At 67.4% G+C, this 18,247-nt stretch carries 21 protein-coding genes; 14 read left to right on the top strand and 7 right to left on the bottom strand.

Going from position 1 to position 18,247, the window contains the following annotated elements:
* The first annotated feature begins 3 nt into the window (after positions 1 to 3).
* Together argB and BM198_RS00220 are read left to right on the top strand one after the other, a co-directional pair.
* Positions 4 to 909 (top strand): acetylglutamate kinase, encoded by a 906-nt coding sequence (gene argB / locus BM198_RS00225; RefSeq protein WP_044400686.1) that lies wholly within the window; start codon positions 4 to 6, stop codon positions 907 to 909.
* 109 nt (positions 910 to 1,018) lie between these two features.
* The gene (locus BM198_RS00220; RefSeq protein WP_074966949.1) at positions 1,019 to 1,462 is read left to right on the top strand and encodes an acyl-CoA thioesterase; all 444 of its coding nucleotides are present in this window, start codon (positions 1,019 to 1,021) and stop codon (positions 1,460 to 1,462) included.
* A 1-nt stretch (position 1,463) separates the two neighbouring features.
* On the opposite strand, the gene BM198_RS00215 is transcribed toward BM198_RS00220, so the two are convergent.
* Complete coding sequence (locus BM198_RS00215) at positions 1,464 to 2,048, bottom strand: DUF4124 domain-containing protein (RefSeq protein WP_044400682.1); 585 nt, start codon at positions 2,046 to 2,048, stop codon at positions 1,464 to 1,466.
* A gap of 26 nt (positions 2,049 to 2,074) precedes the next feature.
* On the bottom strand, positions 2,075 to 2,716 hold the full coding sequence (gene pyrE / locus BM198_RS00210; RefSeq protein ID WP_044400679.1) for an orotate phosphoribosyltransferase: 642 nt from the start codon (positions 2,714 to 2,716) through the stop codon (positions 2,075 to 2,077).
* Between the two features lie 84 nt (positions 2,717 to 2,800).
* Between pyrE and BM198_RS00205 the strand changes: the two genes are divergently transcribed.
* A complete protein-coding gene (locus tag BM198_RS00205) occupies positions 2,801 to 3,580 on the top strand; it encodes an exodeoxyribonuclease III (protein ID WP_044400676.1) in 780 nt (259 codons plus the stop codon).
* A 54-nt stretch (positions 3,581 to 3,634) separates the two neighbouring features.
* Here BM198_RS00205 and BM198_RS00200 read toward each other — a convergent pair whose 3' ends face one another.
* Positions 3,635 to 4,000: a DUF4870 domain-containing protein gene (locus BM198_RS00200; RefSeq protein WP_044400674.1), complete on the bottom strand. Its 366-nt coding sequence runs from the start codon at positions 3,998 to 4,000 to the stop codon at positions 3,635 to 3,637.
* Between the two features lie 29 nt (positions 4,001 to 4,029).
* Entirely contained in the window at positions 4,030 to 4,749 is a 720-nt protein-coding gene (rph, locus tag BM198_RS00195; RefSeq protein ID WP_074966947.1) for a ribonuclease PH, read from the bottom strand.
* Positions 4,750 to 4,880: 131 nt separating this feature from the next.
* On the opposite strand from rph, the gene BM198_RS00190 reads away from it, so the two are divergent.
* The 6 genes from BM198_RS00190 to BM198_RS00165 all read left to right on the top strand — a co-directional run bounded on the left by BM198_RS00190 (position 4,881) and on the right by BM198_RS00165 (position 10,242).
* The gene (locus BM198_RS00190) at positions 4,881 to 5,744 is read left to right on the top strand and encodes a YicC/YloC family endoribonuclease (RefSeq protein ID WP_074966945.1); all 864 of its coding nucleotides are present in this window, start codon (positions 4,881 to 4,883) and stop codon (positions 5,742 to 5,744) included.
* Positions 5,745 to 5,755: 11 nt separating this feature from the next.
* The gene (gene gmk, locus BM198_RS00185) at positions 5,756 to 6,376 is read left to right on the top strand and encodes a guanylate kinase (RefSeq protein ID WP_044400666.1); all 621 of its coding nucleotides are present in this window, start codon (positions 5,756 to 5,758) and stop codon (positions 6,374 to 6,376) included.
* Positions 6,377 to 6,508: 132 nt separating this feature from the next.
* On the top strand, positions 6,509 to 6,772 hold the full coding sequence (rpoZ, locus tag BM198_RS00180) for a DNA-directed RNA polymerase subunit omega (RefSeq protein WP_044400664.1): 264 nt from the start codon (positions 6,509 to 6,511) through the stop codon (positions 6,770 to 6,772).
* Positions 6,773 to 6,833: 61 nt separating this feature from the next.
* A complete protein-coding gene (spoT, locus tag BM198_RS00175) occupies positions 6,834 to 8,942 on the top strand; it encodes a bifunctional GTP diphosphokinase/guanosine-3',5'-bis pyrophosphate 3'-pyrophosphohydrolase (RefSeq protein WP_044400662.1) in 2,109 nt (702 codons plus the stop codon).
* Between the two features lie 120 nt (positions 8,943 to 9,062).
* Complete coding sequence (locus BM198_RS00170; protein ID WP_044400660.1) at positions 9,063 to 9,443, top strand: RidA family protein; 381 nt, start codon at positions 9,063 to 9,065, stop codon at positions 9,441 to 9,443.
* 61 nt (positions 9,444 to 9,504) lie between these two features.
* The gene (locus tag BM198_RS00165) at positions 9,505 to 10,242 is read left to right on the top strand and encodes a putative periplasmic lipoprotein (RefSeq protein WP_044400656.1); all 738 of its coding nucleotides are present in this window, start codon (positions 9,505 to 9,507) and stop codon (positions 10,240 to 10,242) included.
* Between the two features lie 13 nt (positions 10,243 to 10,255).
* On the opposite strand, the gene BM198_RS00160 is transcribed toward BM198_RS00165, so the two are convergent.
* The 3 genes from BM198_RS00160 to BM198_RS00150 all read right to left on the bottom strand — a co-directional run bounded on the left by BM198_RS00160 (position 10,256) and on the right by BM198_RS00150 (position 12,620).
* Positions 10,256 to 10,876: a LysE family translocator gene (locus tag BM198_RS00160; RefSeq protein ID WP_044400653.1), complete on the bottom strand. Its 621-nt coding sequence runs from the start codon at positions 10,874 to 10,876 to the stop codon at positions 10,256 to 10,258.
* A gap of 84 nt (positions 10,877 to 10,960) precedes the next feature.
* Positions 10,961 to 11,761 carry an AraC family transcriptional regulator gene (locus tag BM198_RS00155; RefSeq protein ID WP_074966943.1) on the bottom strand — a complete coding sequence of 267 codons (801 nt, stop codon included), beginning with the start codon at positions 11,759 to 11,761 and terminating at the stop codon, positions 10,961 to 10,963.
* A gap of 1 nt (position 11,762) precedes the next feature.
* Positions 11,763 to 12,620 carry an NAD-dependent epimerase/dehydratase family protein gene (locus tag BM198_RS00150; protein ID WP_074966941.1) on the bottom strand — a complete coding sequence of 286 codons (858 nt, stop codon included), beginning with the start codon at positions 12,618 to 12,620 and terminating at the stop codon, positions 11,763 to 11,765.
* Positions 12,621 to 12,816: 196 nt separating this feature from the next.
* On the opposite strand from BM198_RS00150, the gene exbB reads away from it, so the two are divergent.
* The 5 genes from exbB to recG all read left to right on the top strand — a co-directional run bounded on the left by exbB (position 12,817) and on the right by recG (position 18,233).
* On the top strand, positions 12,817 to 13,962 hold the full coding sequence (gene exbB, locus BM198_RS00145; RefSeq protein WP_074966939.1) for a tonB-system energizer ExbB: 1,146 nt from the start codon (positions 12,817 to 12,819) through the stop codon (positions 13,960 to 13,962).
* A 3-nt stretch (positions 13,963 to 13,965) separates the two neighbouring features.
* Positions 13,966 to 14,388, top strand: coding sequence for a TonB system transport protein ExbD (gene exbD, locus BM198_RS00140; protein ID WP_044400642.1), 423 nt, complete (start codon positions 13,966 to 13,968; stop codon positions 14,386 to 14,388).
* On the top strand, positions 14,389 to 15,135 hold the full coding sequence (locus BM198_RS00135) for an energy transducer TonB (protein WP_074966937.1): 747 nt from the start codon (positions 14,389 to 14,391) through the stop codon (positions 15,133 to 15,135).
* 87 nt (positions 15,136 to 15,222) lie between these two features.
* The gene (locus BM198_RS00130; RefSeq protein WP_044401492.1) at positions 15,223 to 16,161 is read left to right on the top strand and encodes a hydrogen peroxide-inducible genes activator; all 939 of its coding nucleotides are present in this window, start codon (positions 15,223 to 15,225) and stop codon (positions 16,159 to 16,161) included.
* The gene (gene recG / locus BM198_RS00125) at positions 16,158 to 18,233 is read left to right on the top strand and encodes an ATP-dependent DNA helicase RecG (RefSeq protein WP_044401489.1); all 2,076 of its coding nucleotides are present in this window, start codon (positions 16,158 to 16,160) and stop codon (positions 18,231 to 18,233) included. The genes BM198_RS00130 and recG overlap by 4 nt, the downstream gene beginning before the upstream one ends.
* The last annotated feature ends 14 nt before the right edge of the window (positions 18,234 to 18,247 follow it).

Raw genomic sequence — 18,247 nt, 5'->3', positions numbered from 1 at the left:
CGCATGACCCTCAGCCGTGACGCCGCATCCCAAGTCGCCCAGGTCCTGTCCGAAGCACTGCCCTACATCCGCCGCTTCGTCGGCAAGACCCTGGTCGTGAAGTACGGCGGCAACGCCATGGAAAGCGACGAGCTGAAAGCCGGGTTCGCCCGCGACATGGTCCTGATGAAGGCCGTGGGCATCAACCCGGTGGTCGTGCATGGCGGCGGCCCGCAGATCGGCGACCTGCTCAAGCGCCTGTCCATCGAGAGCCACTTCATCGACGGCATGCGCGTCACCGACGCGCAGACCATGGACGTGGTGGAGATGGTGCTCGGCGGCCAGGTGAACAAGGACATCGTCAATCTGATCAACCGCCATGGCGGCAGCGCCATCGGCCTGACCGGCAAGGACGCGGAGCTGATCCGTGCGAAGAAGCTCACCGTCTCCCGCAAGACCCCGGAGATGACCCAGCCGGAGATCATCGACATCGGTCATGTGGGAGAAGTGACCAGCGTGAACACCGAGCTGCTGAACATGCTGGTGAAGGGCAACTTCATCCCGGTCATCGCCCCCATCGGCGTCGGCCAGGACGGCGAGTCCTACAACATCAACGCCGACCTGGTGGCGGGCAAGGTGGCCGAGGCCCTCAAGGCCGAGAAGCTGATGCTGCTGACCAACATCGCCGGCCTGATGGACAAGGAAGGCAAGGTGCTCACCGGCCTGACCACCGAGCAGGTCAACGAGCTGATCGCCGACGGCACCATCTACGGCGGCATGCTGCCGAAGATCCGCTGCGCCCTCGACGCGGTGCAGGGTGGCGTCACCAGCGCGCACATCATCGACGGGCGCGTGCCCAACGCCGTGCTGCTGGAGATCTTCACCGACAGTGGCGTCGGCACCCTGATCAGCAACCGCCGCCGCGCCTGAGCACCACCCGAATAAGCCGGAGCGATCTGGCTTATTCATTTCCCCGATCCGGCTTGCATCCCTCCACCCCGACGGGAATGCTCGGCACACCCTCATCAGGAGCCGTGCCATGCCCGCACCCGACCGGAACGCCTTCACCTTCCTTCACCCGCTGCGCGTACGCTGGGCCGAGGTCGATCCCCAGGGGATCGTCTTCAACGGCCACTACCTGACCTACGCCGATGTCGCCATCACCGAGTACTTCCGCGCGCTGGGTGTGCGTTATCCACAGGACCTGATCGCCGACGGCGGGGACTTCTTCGCCGTGCGTACCCTGCTGGAGTACCTGTCACCGGCCCGCTTCGACGATGCGCTTACCCTGGGCATCCGGACACGCCGGCTGGGCGGTTCGAGCCTGACGTTTGCGCTGGGCATCTGGCGGGGCGAGGAGGCGTTGACCAGCGGGGAGATCGTCTACGTGCACGCCGATGCAACGACGCGGACGAGCCGACCCTTGCCCACCTGGCTGAGGGAAAAGGTGAGAGGCTTCGAGCGCTGCGCCGCCGAGGAGTGACTCAGCGGTTCAACAGCTCGGCGAGGCGGGCGCGGTCGGCGGCGAAGGTCGCCTGGGCTTTCTTGCGCTCGTCCTGGTAGCGGGCGATGTCGTCGTCGAGGCGCTTGTACTCGCTGCGCACGTTGTCGATCTGGGCCACCAGCGCCTCGGGGACCTGGCGTCCGGCACGCTCGTTGTCGGCGGCCTGGGCCTGCAGGTTGGCCTGCTGGGTACGCAGGGACTGCTGGTTGCCCTTGGCCACGGTGATCAACCCGTCCAGCTCGGAGAGCTTGCGCTGGAGCGCGCGGTCGACGTCCTCGACGCTGGTGTAGAGTCGCAGCAGCTGGGCATCGGAGCCGGCACGGGCCTTGTCGGCCTGCATGCGCTGGCGTTCCTCGAGGGTGGGCGCCGGCGGCACGGTCTTCACCACACGGCCCTGGTCGTTGAGGACCTCGTAGCCCTTGTCGATGAACTGCGGCGGAACGCCGAGGCGGTCCAGTACGGTGACACCCTTTTCATTGGTGTAGCGGTACAGCTCGGCCTGGGCGGCCAGCGGTGCCATTGCACCCAGGATCAAGGCAAGTCGGATCGCACCCGGCTTCAGCATCGGCACACCCTGTGGTCGCTGGAGAGTCAGATTCCGTAGTCTGCGCGGTAACGCTCCACCGCAGGCAGGTACGACTTCAGTTCAGCATCCCCGGCCAGATATTCCAGCACCTGCTCCAGGGACACAATGCTCACCACCGGCATGCCGAAGTCACGCTCCACTTCCTGGATCGCCGACAGCTCGCCCTTGCCACGCTCCTGGCGGTTGAGGGCGATCAGCACGCCCGCCGCCTGGGCCTGCTGGCCCTGGATGATCTGCATCACCTCGCGGATCGCGGTACCGGCGGTGATCACGTCGTCGATGATCAGCACACGCCCGGCCAGCGGTGCGCCCACCAGGGTGCCGCCCTCGCCGTGGTCCTTGGCTTCCTTGCGGTTGAAGCACCAGGGCAGGTCGCGGTCATGGTGCTCGGCCAGCGCCACGGCGGTGGAAGCCGCCAGCGGGATGCCCTTGTAGGCAGGGCCGAACAGGACGTCGAAGGAGAGCCCGCTGTCGACGATCGCCGACGCGTAGTAGCGCCCCAGGCGAGCCAGCGCGAGGCCGCTGTTGAACAGGCCGGCGTTGAAGAAATAGGGGCTGGTGCGCCCGGACTTGAGGGTGAATTCGCCAAAACGCAGTACACCGCGTTCGATGGCAAAGCGAATGAAGTCGCGCTGATACGCCTGCATGGTGAAAAAGCCCCGGACGGCACGGATTTAGCTAAATAGAAAGAGCTCGGGTATCATACACGCACGAGTTTTTGGGGGCCATTTATGCGGATCATCAGTGTGAACGTGAATGGTATTCATGCTGCAGCCGAGCGAGGACTCCTCAGCTGGCTGCAAGCACAGAATGCCGACGTGATCTGCCTGCAAGACACCCGTGCCTCTGCCTATGACCTGGACGACCCGGCCTTCCAACTGGATGGCTATTTCCTCTATGCCAGCGATGCTGAAGTGCCAAGCCAAGGCGGCGTGGCGCTTTATTCGCGCTTGCAACCCAAGGCAGTGATCTGGGGACTCGGTTTCGAGTCCTGCGATCGTTATGGGCGCTACCTGCAGGCGGATTTCGACAAAGTGAGCATCGCCTCCCTGCTGTTGCCTTCGGGCCAGGGTGGCGATGAGAACCTGAACCACAAGTTCAAGTTCATGGAAGACCTGGCGCACTACCTGAACAAGCAGCGCCGCAAGCGTCGCGAGTACATCTATTGCTCGTCGCTCTACCTCGCCCACCAGAAGCTGGATGTGAAGAACTGGCGCGACTGCCAGCAGCTCCCCGGCTTCCTGGCACCCGAGCGCGCGTGGATGGACGAAGTGTTCGGCAACATGGGTTATGTGGATGCCCTGCGCGAAGTCAGCCGCGAAGGCGACCAGTACAGCTGGTGGCCGGACAGTGAGCAGGCCGAGATGCTCAACCTCGGCTGGCGCTTCGACTACCACATCCTCACGCCCGGCATGCGCCGCACCGTGCGCAGTGCCCGCCTGCCTCGCCAGCCGCGCTTCTCCCAGCACGCTCCGCTGATCGTCGACTACGACTGGCTGCTGAGCATCTGAGTGCAGCGCCCATAAAAAAGCCGGCATTCGCCGGCTTTTTCGTTCGTGCATGCGCTACTTCAATGGCCGCCAGGCGAAGGGGTAGCGATAGTCCTTGCCCTCGTTGGCCTTGATGCCACCGATGATGGTCAGCACCAGCGCGGCAATGCCCAGCAGGGGCAGCAGGAAGACGCCGATCACCACGAACATCAGCAGGATGCACAGCAGCCCCGCCAGGCTCACGGTGATCTGGAAGTTCAGCGCCTCCTTGCCCTGGGCATCGATGAAGGGGTCCACGTCCTTCTTCATCTGCCAGAGGATCAGCGGCCCCAGCAGGTTGCCGAAGGGAAAGACCGCACCGAGGAACGCAGCGAAATGGCAGAACATCGCCCACTGCCTGACGTCCTGGTTCGGTTGCTGTACGGGGGTGGGCTCATTCATGGGGTGCGTCCTCGTCGTGATGGGCCGGGTCAGTCGGCCAGAGCGGCCTTCTGGATCCGGAACAGTTCGTCCATGCCCTGGCGCGCGAGGGCCAGCATGGCATTGAGCTGCTCGGGCTGGAAGGGCTCGCCCTCGGCGGTGCCCTGGATTTCGATGAAGCCACCACCGTCGTTCATGACCACGTTAAGGTCGGTCTCGGCCGCTGAGTCCTCCAGGTAATCGAGGTCCAGCACCGGCTCACCCTGGTAAACGCCGACGGAGACGGCAGCGATCATCTGCTTGAGCGGCTCGCCCTTCAGGGCACCGCGCTTCTTCAGTACCTTCAGCGCATCCGCCAGGGCCACCATGGCACCGGTGATGGAGGCCGTGCGGGTGCCGCCGTCGGCCTGGATCACGTCGCAGTCCAGGTAGATGGTGTTCTCGCCCAGCTTGCTCATGTCCAGCGCGGCACGCAGGGAGCGGCCGATCAGGCGCTGGATCTCCAGGGTACGGCCACCCTGCTTGCCACGGCTCGCCTCGCGCTGGTTACGCTCACCGGTGGAGCGGGGCAGCATGCCGTACTCGGCAGTCAGCCAACCCTGGCCTTGGCCCTTGAGGAAGCGCGGCACACCGGCCTCGACGCTGGCGGTGCAGATCACCTTGGTATCCCCGAATTCGACCAGCACCGAGCCTTCGGCATGCTTGGTGTAGTTGCGGGTGATGCGGATCGAACGCAGCTGGTCAGCTGCGCGGCCACTGGGACGTTTCATCTGGGAATACCTGTCGGAGGGAAAATCCCGGCCATTATAGAGGGGCCTCCGCCCCCGGGACATCACCGCGTTGGGAGGGGCCACGGAGTCGGCTACAATCGCCGCCCTTACCCACACCGAGAGGACTCCCCATGGTGCACAGCATGACCGCCTTCGCCCGCGTCGAGCAGGCCGGCACCCACGGCACCCTGAGCTGGGAACTGCGCTCGGTCAACCACCGCTACCTCGAACCCCACCTGCGCCTGCCAGAAGCATTCCGCGACCTGGAGGGGGCCGTTCGCGAAGCGCTGCGCCAGGGCCTGTCCCGCGGCAAGGTCGAATGCACCCTGCGCTTCGCCGAAGCCGAGGCTGGCAAGCCCCTGCAGGTCGACAGCGAGCGGGCCGCCCAGGTGGTAGCCGCCGCCGAAGCCGTGGCCGCCCTGGTCAGCCAGCCGGCGCCGCTCAACCCGCTGGAGATTCTCGCGTGGCCCGGCGTGCTGGTGGCCGACGCCGCCGATCCCCAGGCCTTGAACGCCGCGGCCCTGGAGGCCTTCGGCAAGGCCCTGGAAGAACTCAAGACCGGCCGCGCCCGTGAAGGTGCCGACCTGGCCCGCCTGCTCAACGAGCGCCTCGACGCCATGCAGGAGGAAGTCGCCGCCCTGCGAGAACTGGTACCGCAGATGCTCGGCCTGCAGCGGCAGAAGATCCTCGACCGTTTCGCCGAGATGAAGGCCGAGCTCGACCCCCAGCGCCTGGAACAGGAGCTCGTGCTGTTGGCGCAGAAGAGCGACGTGGCCGAGGAGCTGGACCGCCTCGGCACCCACATCACCGAAGTGCGCCGCGTGCTCAAGGCCGGTGGTGCCGCCGGCCGCCGCCTCGACTTCCTCATGCAGGAACTCAACCGCGAAGCCAACACCCTCGGCTCCAAGGCCTTCGACCCACGCTCCACCCAGGCAGCGGTCAACCTCAAGGTGTTGATCGAACAGATGCGCGAACAAGTGCAGAACATCGAGTAAGAGACCCATCCATGACCGTCACCCCCGGCACCCTGTACATCGTCTCGGCCCCCTCCGGCGCCGGCAAGACCAGCCTGGTCAAGGCCCTGGTGGACACCGACCCGCGCATCCGCGTCTCGGTCTCCCACACCACCCGCGGCATGCGCCCCGGCGAGGTCGATGGCGTGAACTACCACTTCGTCAGCCGCGAAGCCTTCGTGCACATGCTTGAGCACGGCGACTTCATCGAGCACGCCGAAGTCTTCGGCAACCTCTACGGCACCTCCCAGCGCTGGCTGCTGCAGGCACTCGCCGAAGGCCACGACCTGATCCTCGAGATCGACTGGCAGGGTGCCCAGCAGGTTCGCCACCTGATGCCCCAGGCCAAGTCCATCTTCATCCTGCCGCCGAGCCAGGAAGCCCTGCGCCAGCGCCTGGACAACCGCGGCCAGGACAGCGCCGAGATCATCGAGCGCCGCATGCGCGAAGCCGTCAGCGAGATGAGCCACTACGTCGAGTACGACTACCTGGTGATCAACGACGACTTCGCCGTCGCCCTGGAGGACCTGCGCGCGATCTTCCGCAGCCAGCGCCTCGCCCAGGCCAGCCAGCAGATCACCCACGGCGCGCTTCTCGCCCGTCTGCTGGCCTGATCGACATGACCACCGGGAAGCGCTGAACATTCAGCGCTTCCCTTAATGCTGGTGATTTTTTAGACTATCCAGTCCGCTCCGCCCGTTCCGGGCAAAGCCATCGCCACCCCACTCTGTGCTACGAGGAACACCATGGCCCGCGTTACCGTTGAAGACTGCCTGGAAAACGTCGATAACCGCTTCGAGCTGGTCATGCTCGCGACCAAGCGTTCCCGTCAGCTGGCCACCGGCGGCAAGGAGCCGAAGGTAGCCTGGGAAAACGACAAGCCCACCGTCGTCGCCCTGCGTGAGATCGCCGCCGGCCTGGTTGATTACGAAGTCATCGCCCAGGAAGACATCGTGGAAGAAGAGCCGCTGTTTGCTGCCTTCGAGGACGAGTCCAACGAGGCGCTCTGATTCCCATGCCCGGTCGACGTCGCACGGCGCAGGGAGGCCATAGCCGGAAAGGAGAACTGCCTTGCCTGGCATAGAAACCTTCGCCGAACGGCTCTCGACCTATCTCGGCCCGGACCAGGTCAACCTGGTCCGCCGGGCGTACTACTACGCCGAGCAGGCCCATGACGGGCAGCGTCGCCGCAGTGGCGAGGCCTACGTCACCCACCCCCTGGCCGTCGCCAACATCCTCGCCGACATGCACATGGACCATCAGAGCCTGATGGCCGCCATGCTGCACGACGTGATCGAGGACACCGGCATCGCCAAGGAGGCGCTCACCGCCCAGTTCGGCGACACCGTGGCCGAGCTGGTGGACGGGGTCAGCAAGCTGACCCAGATGAACTTCGAGTCCAAGGCCGAGGCCCAGGCCGAGAACTTCCAGAAGATGGCCATGGCCATGGCCCGCGACATCCGCGTGATCCTGGTCAAGCTGGCCGACCGCCTGCACAACATGCGCACCCTAGAAGTGCTCTCCGGTGAAAAGCGCCGGCGCATCGCCAAGGAAACCCTGGAAATCTACGCCCCCATCGCCAACCGGCTGGGCATGCACAGCATGCGTGTGGAATTCGAGGACCTCGGCTTCAAGGCCATGCACCCCATGCGCTCCGAGCGCATCCGCGCCGCCGTCCGCCGGGCCCGGGGCAACCGCAAGGAAATCGTCGCCAAGATCGAGGAATCCCTCACCCACTGCCTCGCCCGCGAAGGCATGGAAGGCGAGGTGATCGGCCGCGAGAAGCACCTTTACAGCATCTACAAGAAGATGCGCGGCAAGCGCCGGGCGTTCAACGAGATCATGGACGTCTACGCCTTCCGCATCATCGTCGACAAGGTGGACACCTGCTACCGCGTGCTCGGCGCCGTGCACAACCTGTACAAACCGCTGCCCGGTCGCTTCAAGGACTACATCGCCATTCCCAAGGCCAATGGCTACCAGTCCCTGCACACCACCCTGTTCGGCATGCACGGCGTGCCCATCGAGATCCAGATCCGCACCCGCGAAATGGAAGAGATGGCCAACAACGGCATCGCCGCCCACTGGCTGTACAAGTCCGCCGAGGACGACCAGCCCAAGGGCACCCACGCCCGCGCGCGCCAGTGGGTCAAGGGCGTGCTGGAACTGCAGCAACGTGCCGGCAACTCCCTCGAATTCATCGAGAGCGTGAAGATCGACCTGTTCCCCGACGAGGTCTACGTCTTCACGCCCAAGGGCCGCATCATGGAGCTGCCCAAGGGCTCCACCGCGGTCGACTTCGCCTACGCGGTCCACACCGACGTCGGCAACACCTGCATCGCCTGCCGCATCAACCGTCGCCTGGCGCCCCTGTCCGAGCCGCTGCAGAGCGGCGAGACGGTGGAGATCGTCACCGCCCCCGGCGCACGGCCCAACCCGGCCTGGCTCAACTTCGTGGTCACCGGCAAGGCCCGCACCCACATCCGCCACGCCCTCAAGCTGCAGCGCCGCTCCGAGTCCATCAACCTCGGCGAACGCCTGCTGAACAAGGTGCTGGCCGGCTTCGAAAGCAGCCTCGACAAGATCACCCCCGAGCGCATCCAGGCCGTCCTCGGCGAATACCGCCTCGAAGTGCTGGAAGACCTGCTGGAAGACATCGGCCTCGGCAACCGCATGGCCTACGTCGTGGCTCGCCGCCTGCTGGCCAGCGATGGCGAACAGCTGCCCAGCCCCGAAGGCCCGCTGGCGATCCGTGGCACCGAAGGCCTGGTCCTCAGCTACGCCAAGTGCTGCACACCGATCCCCGGCGACCCCATCGTCGGCCACCTCTCCGCCGGCCGCGGCATGGTGGTGCACCTGGAAAGCTGCAAGAACATCGGCGACATCCGCCACAACCCGGAGAAGTGCGTGCAACTCTCCTGGGCCAAGGACGTCACCGGCGAATTCAACGTCGAGCTGCGCGTCGAGCTGGAGCACCAGCGCGGCCTGATCGCCCTGCTGGCCAGCAGCGTCAACGCCGCCGACGGCAACATCGAGAAGATCGGCATGGACGAGCGCGATGGCCGCATCAGCGTCGTCCAGCTGGTGATCAGCGTGCACGACCGCGTGCACCTGGCCCGGGTCATCAAGAAACTGCGCGCCCTCAAGGGGGTGATCCGCATCACCCGGGTGCGCGCCTGACGGCCCGCTGAACCCACGGAGGCGAGGCCGCCCGGGCACACCCGCCCATGGCCAGGCCCGTCTCCAACCGCGCCCATCCGGGCACAGCCCGGGGTGCTTTCACCTGTACAAGGAGTTTCCATGAGCAAGACCGTGATCAACAGCGACAAGGCTCCCGCCGCCATCGGCACCTACTCCCAGGCGATCAAGGCCGGCAACACCGTCTACATGTCCGGGCAGATCCCCCTCGATCCCAAGACCATGGAGCTGGTGGAAGGCTTCGAAGCCCAGACCGTCCAGGTGTTCGAGAACCTGAAGGCCGTCGCCGAAGCCGCCGGTGGCTCCTTCAAGGACATCGTCAAACTCAACATCTTCCTCACCGACCTGTCCCACTTCGCCAAGGTCAACGAAGTGATGGGCCGCTATTTCGAGCAGCCCTATCCGGCCCGCGCCGCCATCGGCGTGGCCGCGCTGCCCCGTGGCTCTCAGGTCGAGATGGACGCCATCCTGGTCCTCGAGTAAACCCGATGGCCCGCAGCGGGCACCTTGCCCGCTGCACCCGGCCAAAGGAAGGAACCCCGCCATGCGCCAAGCCCTCATCCCCCTCATCTGCGCCGCCCTGCTGGCCGGTTGTGCCGGCACGCCCAGCGACCCCAGCGGCGTCTGGATCAACCAGACCGCCATCGACGAAGCCGCCCGTGAAGGCAAGTTGCGCGAGGCCCTGCTCGCCTACGGCCCCAACCTGGAGTGGAGCCTCGACACCCACGCCGGGACCGCCAACTACAGCAACGGCTTCGAACTGGGCGAGGGCCGCCTGGTCCCCCAGGGCAAGGGCCGCTGGCAGGTGGACTTCTACGGCGACGACTACCACGAGCACCTGAACCTCAAGGGGCGCCAGCTGATCCAGGAAGCCAGCGAGAACTTCCCCGAACAGCACTTCGTACGCCCGGCCGAACCTGCCGCCGACGGCGCACCGGAAGGCAGCAGCTTCGAATACGCCCTCTACAAGACCTACCTCGGCGGCACCTGGAAGATCCTCGAAGGCACGGGGCAGGGCGGCCTGGTACTGTTCCACCCCGACGGCCGGCTGGAAGGGCTGCCCGGCGCCGACCGCTTCGCCCTCTGCCTGGCCGGCGACTGCGCCGCCATGAGCGGCGAGAACGACAGCATGTGGCTGCAACTCGGCGACCAGGGCGCGCCCTGGATCTTCGTCCACGACGGCAACCGCCTGGAAATCCTCGAGACCGGAAACCGCGCCCAGATCGACGAGATGCCCGAGTACTACCCCGGCAAGCGCGCCTGGGTGCTGGAGCGCCAGTAAAGCCCGGCAGCGGCTAGAAAGCCCCGACCACCAGCCAGCCCCCCAGCAACGCCAGCAACCCGCCACACAGCCGATCCAGCACCACCACCCGCCGTTGCAGCCAGGCCTGCCAGCGGCGGTGTGACACCAGGCGCACCAGCCCCAGATCCCAGCCCAGCACCACCAGGGTCATCCAGGCCATGCACAGGGCCAGGCCCCAGTCGGGCATCTGCGCCGAGCGCAGCACCCCGAACAGCCCGGCATAGAAGATCGGCAACTTCGGATTGACGCTGCTGGCCAGCAACCCTTCCAGCACGCCCCTTCGCCAGGAGCCAAGACCCGCATCCGCGCTGGCTTCGGGCAGGTCGAGCCGGCGCCGCGCCATCAAGGCCTGAGCGCCCAGCCACAGGAAGTAGCCCCCACCCAGCAGTTGCAGGGCGCGCCACACCCAGCCGCCCTCGGCAGGCAGCAGGCTCAGCGCCAGCAATACCAGCAACATGCTCGCCAGGTTCGCCAACGCGATGCCCCAGGCACAGCCGGCAGCGTGCAGGCGCCCACGGGTGAGTCCCGCGCGCAACAACAGGAAGAAATCCGGACCGGGTGACAGCAGGGCAGCGAAGTGGGTGCTGGCGACCAACAGGAACAGAGCGAGCATATGACCTCCACGGCAAGGCGGTGGAGTCTCGCCAGGGTCCGGTGCTCGCGTATTGGAAGAAAGTCGGGTCGGGCAGGGCGCCCGTCAGCGCAGCGCCTCGCGGCGGAAGCGACCGGGCGTCACCCCGGTGAAACGGCGGAAGGTGCTGGAGAAGTGCGCCTGGTCGTAGAACCCCAGCTCCAGCGCCAGGCTCGCCAAGGGTTCGCCTGCCAGCAGCCGCTGCTTCGCCTCGCGCACCCGGCGCTGCAGCTGGTAGGTGTGGGGCGGCACTCCGTAGGCACGACGGAACGCCTCGATCAGGTGGCGTGGATGGCGCTGCAGCAGGCCGGCCAGGTGCTCCAGGCTCACTGCCTCGCGGTAGTGCGACTCCAGGTAATCGCGCAACTGGCCGGTCACCCCGCCGTCGCGCGCACCGCTGCCCGTGGGGCGCAGCCCCCCATGACGCACAAACACCAGCTCCAGCAGCTCCAGCAGCTCGCTTTCCAACGCCAGTGCGTCGCCTCGCTCGAACTCCCCGGCCAGGCGTGCCAAGGCCTGGGCCACGGCACCGTCATCGCCCGGGTTGAGCGCGCCAAACCCCCGTGGCAGGGCCTTGCGCCCGAGCAGGGTCGGCAGACGGGCTTCTTCCACGTAGAGCATCCGGTACACCAGCCGGGGCGACTCGGCGTGTCCCGTGTGAGGCTCCTCCGGGTTCATCAGCGACAGGGTGCCAGCGGGCAGGGCATGCCGCGCACCCCGACACTGGTATCCACCTACGCCATGCAGGATGGCACCGATGGCGAACGCATCGTGGCTGTGACGCCCAAAGGGCTGGCCGGAGAAGTCGGCATGGAACAGCTCGACCCCAGGCAGCCAGGCCTTGGCCAGCAGCCGGTTGGCATCCACCTCAGGCGTCCTTGAGGATCGCCGCGTAGCCCTCGCGGAAGCTGGGGTACTGCGGCTCCCAACCCAACGCCCGGGCCCGGGCATTGCTGCAGCGCTTGCTGCCGGCCCGGCGCACGGTGGAGGACTCCGACCAATGCGTCACCCCCAGGCGCTCGCGCAGCCAGGCCACCACCTCATCAAGCGGTGCCGGCGCATCGTCCACGCCCAGGTAGCAGGACGCCAGCGGCGTCCCGGCCTGTTCAACACGCAGCAGGTGGGCCAGCAGGCCAGCGGCATCGTCCACGTGAATGCGGTTGCCGTAGAGCGGCGGCTCGCTCGCCACCCGGTAACCCATGCGCACCTGGTTCAGCAGCCACTCGCGGCCCGGCCCGTAGAGCCCGGTCAGGCGCACCAGGGTGGCCGGCAGGCCGCTGTCCAGCGCCAGCTGCTCGGCCTCGCGCATGACACGACCCGAATAGCCATCCGCCTCGGCGGGGGCGTCTTCGTCGATCCACTCGCCATCGCGCTGCCCGTAGACGCCGCTGCTGGAGACGAACAGCAGGCGCCGGGGCTGCTGCCCGCTCTCGCGCAACCAGGCCAGCACGTAGCGCAGGCCTTCGACATAGGCGGCGCGGTAGCCCTCCTCGTCATGGCGGCTCGCCGCCACGCAGAACACCACCGCATCGAGCGCGTCCGTCGGCCAGTCGACCGGCCGCTCGGCGCGCTCCAGGTCACCCGCGATGGGTAACACGCCCGCCGGCAGCGCCGAGACATTTCGCCGCAGGCCGTGGACCCGCCAGCCTTCAGCCAACATCCTCAGGGCCAGTCGGCTGCCTACATCGCCACAGCCGGCAATGAGCAAACGCGGGGATTCGGACATGGGAGCGTCTCCGTAAAAGTGCTGAGGATAAGGGCTGGGGCGGGGTGATGCGAATTCGCACGCGTCCGTCCGGATCGCGGCGGAGAGGTTACATTATCACTTTTACAAACAAGAATTACTTGCAATAATGCCCCACCTTTGTCCGCGACGGCTCCTCAACGGCGGGCGAAACCGCAATTAACCTTCAGGTCCGGCCATGAAACCTATTGCACCCAACGCCCAGCCCGCTCTGCTTTCCCGTCGCGCCCGCCCCCTGGCGGCGCTCCTGTTCGGCCTGGCCCTGCTGCCCGCCGGCGCAGCCTTCGCCGAAGAGCCCACTGCCCCGGCCGCCCCCACGGCCAGCGCCCAACCGGCCGCAACGCCGAGCGCTACCGCGCCGACCGAAGGTGCACAGCCGATCACCAGCGCGCCCGCCGCACCGGCCAACGCCGAACTGCTGAGCACGCTCCAGGCCCTCGGCCCCCAGGCCACCCCGGAGCAGATCCGCGACACCGCCCGCCAGACCCTGCAGGCACAGGGCGTGGCCCCGGAAGAGATCGACAAGACCCTCGCCGCCATCGACCAGGGCCTGAGCCTGGGCAACGACCTCGCCGCCGCCCTGGCCGGTACCGCGCCCGAAGCCGTCGAAGAAGGCCTGCCGGCCCACGACCTGTCGCCCTGGGGCATGTACCAGAACGCCGACATCGTGGTGAAAGGCGTGATGATCGGCCTGGTGCTCGCCTCGATCCTCACCTGGACCATCTGGCTGGCCAAGAGCATCGAGCTGCTCGGTGCCAAGCGCCGCCTGCGCCGCGAACTGGTGGCCCTGAAGGCCGCGCGCAACCTGCCGGAAGCCGCCGACAAGGCCGCCGCCCCGAACAACCTGTCCCAGGTGCTGGTGCAGGACGCCCTCGACGAGCTGAAGCTCTCGACCAACACCCGCGAGAAGGACGGCATCAAGGAACGCGTCAGCTTCCGCCTGGAGCGCCTCGTCGCCGCCAGCGGCCGCAAGATGAGCATGGGCACCGGCGTACTCGCCACCATCGGCTCAACCGCGCCCTTCGTCGGCCTGTTCGGCACCGTGTGGGGCATCATGAACAGCTTCATCGGCATCGCCAAATCCCAGACCACCAACCTCGCCGTGGTCGCCCCCGGCATCGCCGAAGCCCTGCTGGCCACCGCCATGGGCCTGGTCGCGGCCATCCCCGCCGTGGTCATCTACAACGTCTTCGCCCGTTCCATCACCGGCTACAAGGCCCAGGTCGCGGACGCCTCCGCCCAGGTCCTGCTGCTGGTCAGCCGTGACCTGGACCACTCGCCGGCCGACCGCGCGCCGGCCCCGCACATGGTCAAAGTGGGCTGATCCATGGGACTGCATCTGAACGAAGGCGGTGACGATCTCCAGGAAAGCCACGAGATCAACGTCACCCCATTCATCGACGTCATGCTGGTGCTGCTGATCATCTTCATGGTCGCGGCGCCCCTGGCCACGGTGGACATCAAGGTCGACCTGCCAGCCTCCACCGCCAAGCCCGCGCCACGCCCGGACAAGCCCATCTACCTGAGCATCAAGGAAGACAAGAGCCTGTTCCTGGACAACGACCCGGTGAACCAGGCGCAACTGGCTGCCGTGCTCGACCAGCGCACCGGCGGCGACAAGGAAAAGACCATCTTCGTCCGTGGCGACAAGGCGGTGGACTATGGCCGGCTGATGGAAGTGATGGACGCCCTGCGCGGCGCCGGCTACCTGAAGATCGGCCTGGTGGGACTCGAGACGGTCGGGAACTAGATGAGCCAGGCAAAGCGAAACCTGTCCTGGGCCATCAGCCTGCTGGTGGTGCTCGGCCTGCACGTCGCCCTGTTCTGCTGGGCCCTGTTCTGGAAGGTCAGCGCCGAGCCCATCGAGCTGCCGCCGCCGGCCATGATGGTGCAGCTCGAACCGCTGCCGGCCCCCACGCCGCCACCCGCCCCGCCGCCACCGCCCCAGGTGGAGCCGGAGCCCGAGCCGTTGCCGAAGCTGGCCGAAGCGCCCAAGCCGACCATCGCCATCGCGCCGAAGCCCAAACCCAAGCCGAAACCGCCGAAGCCCAAGCCCCCGGAGCCCAAGCCCGAGCAGAAGCCCCAGGAGCAGGAGTCGCCCAAGGAGCAGGTGGCCGCGCCCACGCCGCCGGCACCGCCGAGCGACGCCAAGCCCGCCGCCCAGCAGGAGAGCATGGCCAGCGCCATGACCCAGGCCCGCGAAACCTGGCAGAGCAAGCTGCTGGCGCACCTGGCCAAGTACAAGCGCTACCCCGAGGACGCCCGCCGTCGCAACATCGAAGGGGTCAACCGCCTGAGCTTCACGGTGGACGCCGAAGGCAAGGTCCTGGCCTACGCCCTCACCGGCAAGTCCGGCAGCGCCTCGCTGGACCGCGCCACCCTGGAAATGATCCGCCGCGCCCAGCCGCTGCCCCCGCCGCCGCCGGAGATCCTGGTCAACGGCGCGCGGGAAGTGACGGCCCCCTTCGTCTACTCCCTGCGCAAGGATCGCCGCTGAGCGACCGCCGCCCCGCCCGGGGCGGCACAGCGGTTGGTTCCATTGACTGCAGCCGCTATGCTTGCGCCTCTTCAATGGAAAATCGCTATGACCCTCACCGAACTGCGCTACATCGTCACCCTCGCCCAGGAACAGCATTTCGGGCGTGCCGCCGAACGTTGCCACGTGAGCCAGCCGACCCTCTCCGTCGGGGTGAAGAAGCTCGAGGACGAACTGGGCGTACTGATCTTCGAGCGCAGCAAGAGCGCCGTGCGCCTGACGCCGGTCGGTGAGGGCATCGTCACCCAGGCCCAGAAGGTCCTCGAACAGGCCCAGGGCATCCGCGAGCTGGCCCAGGCCGGCAAGAACCAGCTGGCCGCCCCGCTCAAGCTCGGCGCCATCTACACCGTCGGCCCCTACCTGTTCCCGCACCTGATTCCCCAGTTGCACCGGGTCGCCCCGCAGATGCCGCTGTACATCGAAGAGAACTTCACCCACGTCCTGCGCGACAAGCTGCGCACCGGCGAGCTGGACGCGATCATCATCGCCCTGCCGTTCGCCGAGGCCGACGTGCTGACCAAGCCGCTCTACGACGAGCCCTTCTACGTGCTGCTGCCCGCCGACCACCCCTGGACGGCGAAGAAGACCATCGACAGCGAGCTGCTCAACGACAAGAGCCTGCTGCTGCTCGGCGAGGGCCACTGCTTCCGCGACCAGGTGCTGGAAGCCTGCCCGACCCTGCGCAAGGGCAGCGAGGAAACCGCCCGCCACACCACCGTGGAATCCAGCTCCCTGGAGACCATCCGCCACATGGTCGCCTCCGGCCTGGGCGTCTCGATCCTGCCGTTCTCCGCCGTCGACAGCCACCACTACGCCCCCGGCGTCATCGAGGTCCGCCCGCTGACCCCGCCGGTGCCGTTCCGCACCGTGGCCATCGCCTGGCGCGCCAGCTTCCCGCGCCCCCGCGCCATCGAAGTGCTGGCCGACTCCATCCGCCTCTGCTCGGTCGCCCGCCCCCAGGCTGAAGGCGAACCCAGCGCCACATGACCGAACTGGCACAGGTCCCGGTCACCGCGCTCAAGGGGGTGGGCGAGGCGCTGGCCGAAAAGCTCGCCCGGGTCGGCCTGGAGAACCTCCAAGACATCCTCTTCCACCTGCCGCTGCGCTACCAGGACCGCACCCGCGTGGTGCCCATCGGCGCCCTGCGCCCCGGCCAGGATGCCGTGATCGAAGGCCAGGTGACCGGCGCCGACGTGGTCATGGGCAAGCGCCGCAGCCTGCTGGTGCGCCTGCATGACGGCAGCGGCTCGCTGAGCCTGCGCTTCTACCACTTCAGCAATGCTCAGCGGGACGGCCTCAAGCGTGGCACCCAGCTGCGCTGCTACGGCGAGGTCCGCCCCGGTGCCTCCGGCCTGGAGATCTACCACCCCGAGTACCGCGCCCTGAACGGCGACGAGCCGCCGCCGGTGGAGCAGACCCTAACGCCCATCTACCCGACCACCGAAGGGCTGACCCAGCAACGCCTGCGCAACCTCAGCCAGCTCGCCCTGGCACGCCTCGGCCCCCACAGCCTGCCCGACTGGCTGCCGGACGAACTGGCCCGCGACTACCGCCTCGGCCCGCTGGACGAAGCCATCCGCTACCTGCACAGGCCGCCGCCGGATGCCGACCTCGAAGAGCTCGCCGAAGGCCGCCACTGGGCCCAGCACCGTCTCGCCTTCGAGGAACTGCTTACCCACCAGCTGTCCCTGCAACGCCTGCGCGAACAGCAACGGGCCCAGGCCGCACCGCAGTTGCCCCCGGCCAAGGACCTGCCCCGTCGCTACCTGGCCAACCTGGGCTTCCAGCCCACCGGTGCCCAGCAACGCGTCGCCGCCGAGATCGCCTACGACCTCGCCCAGCCCGAGCCCATGCTGCGCCTGGTGCAGGGCGACGTCGGCGCCGGCAAGACCGTGGTCGCCGCCCTGGCCGCCCTGCAGGCCCTGGAGGCCGGCTACCAGGTCGCGCTGATGGCCCCTACCGAGATCCTCGCCGAGCAGCACTACCTCAACTTCAGCAAATGGCTGGAGCCGCTGGGTATCGAAGTCGCCTGGCTCGCCGGCAAGCTCAAGGGCAAGGCCCGTGCCGCCGCCCTCGAACGCATCGCTGCCGGCGCCCCGATGGTGGTCGGCACCCACGCGCTGTTCCAGGACGAAGTGACCTACCGCCGCCTGGCCCTGGTGATCATCGACGAACAGCACCGCTTCGGCGTGCAGCAGCGCCTGGCCCTGCGCCGCAAGGGCATCGACGGCCGCCTCAGCCCGCACCAGCTGATCATGACCGCCACCCCCATCCCGCGGACCCTGGCCATGAGCGCCTACGCCGACCTGGACACCTCCATCCTCGACGAACTGCCCCCCGGGCGGACACCGGTGAACACCGTGCTGGTGGCCGACAACCGCCGCGAGGAAGTCATCGAGCGCGTACGCGCCGCCTGCCATGAAGGGCGCCAGGCCTACTGGGTCTGCACCCTGATCGAGGAGTCCGAAGAGCTGACCTGCCAGGCCGCCGAGACCACCTACGAGGAACTCTCCCTGGCCCTCGGCGACCTGCGCGTCGGCCTGATCCACGGGCGCATGAAGGCCCCCGAGAAGGCCGCCGTGATGGACGCCTTCAAGCGCGGCGAACTGCAGCTGCTGGTGGCCACCACCGTGATCGAGGTGGGCGTCGACGTGCCCAACGCCAGCCTGATGATCATCGAGAACCCCGAGCGCCTTGGCCTGGCCCAGTTGCACCAGCTGCGCGGGCGCGTCGGCCGGGGCAGCGCCGCCAGCCACTGCGTGCTGCTCTACCACCCGCCGCTGTCGCAGCTGGGCCGCGAGCGCCTGGGCATCATGCGCGAGACCTGCGACGGCTTCGTCATCGCCGAGAAGGACCTGGAACTGCGCGGCCCCGGCGAGATGCTCGGCACCCGCCAGACCGGCCTGCTGCAGTTCAAGGTGGCCGACCTGATGCGCGATGCCGACCTGCTGCCGGCCGTGCGCGACGCCGCCCAGGCCCTGATGGAACGCTGGCCGCAGCATGTGAGTCCGTTGTTGGAGCGCTGGCTGAGACACGGCCAGCAATACGGGCAAGTGTGATCCAGCGCACAGTG

The organism is Metapseudomonas otitidis (assembly GCF_900111835.1).
In the GTDB taxonomy this organism is placed as follows: domain Bacteria; phylum Pseudomonadota; class Gammaproteobacteria; order Pseudomonadales; family Pseudomonadaceae; genus Metapseudomonas; species Metapseudomonas otitidis.
Note: the sequence above shows the minus strand (reverse complement) of the source record. Positions and strands in the feature narration are given on the sequence as shown.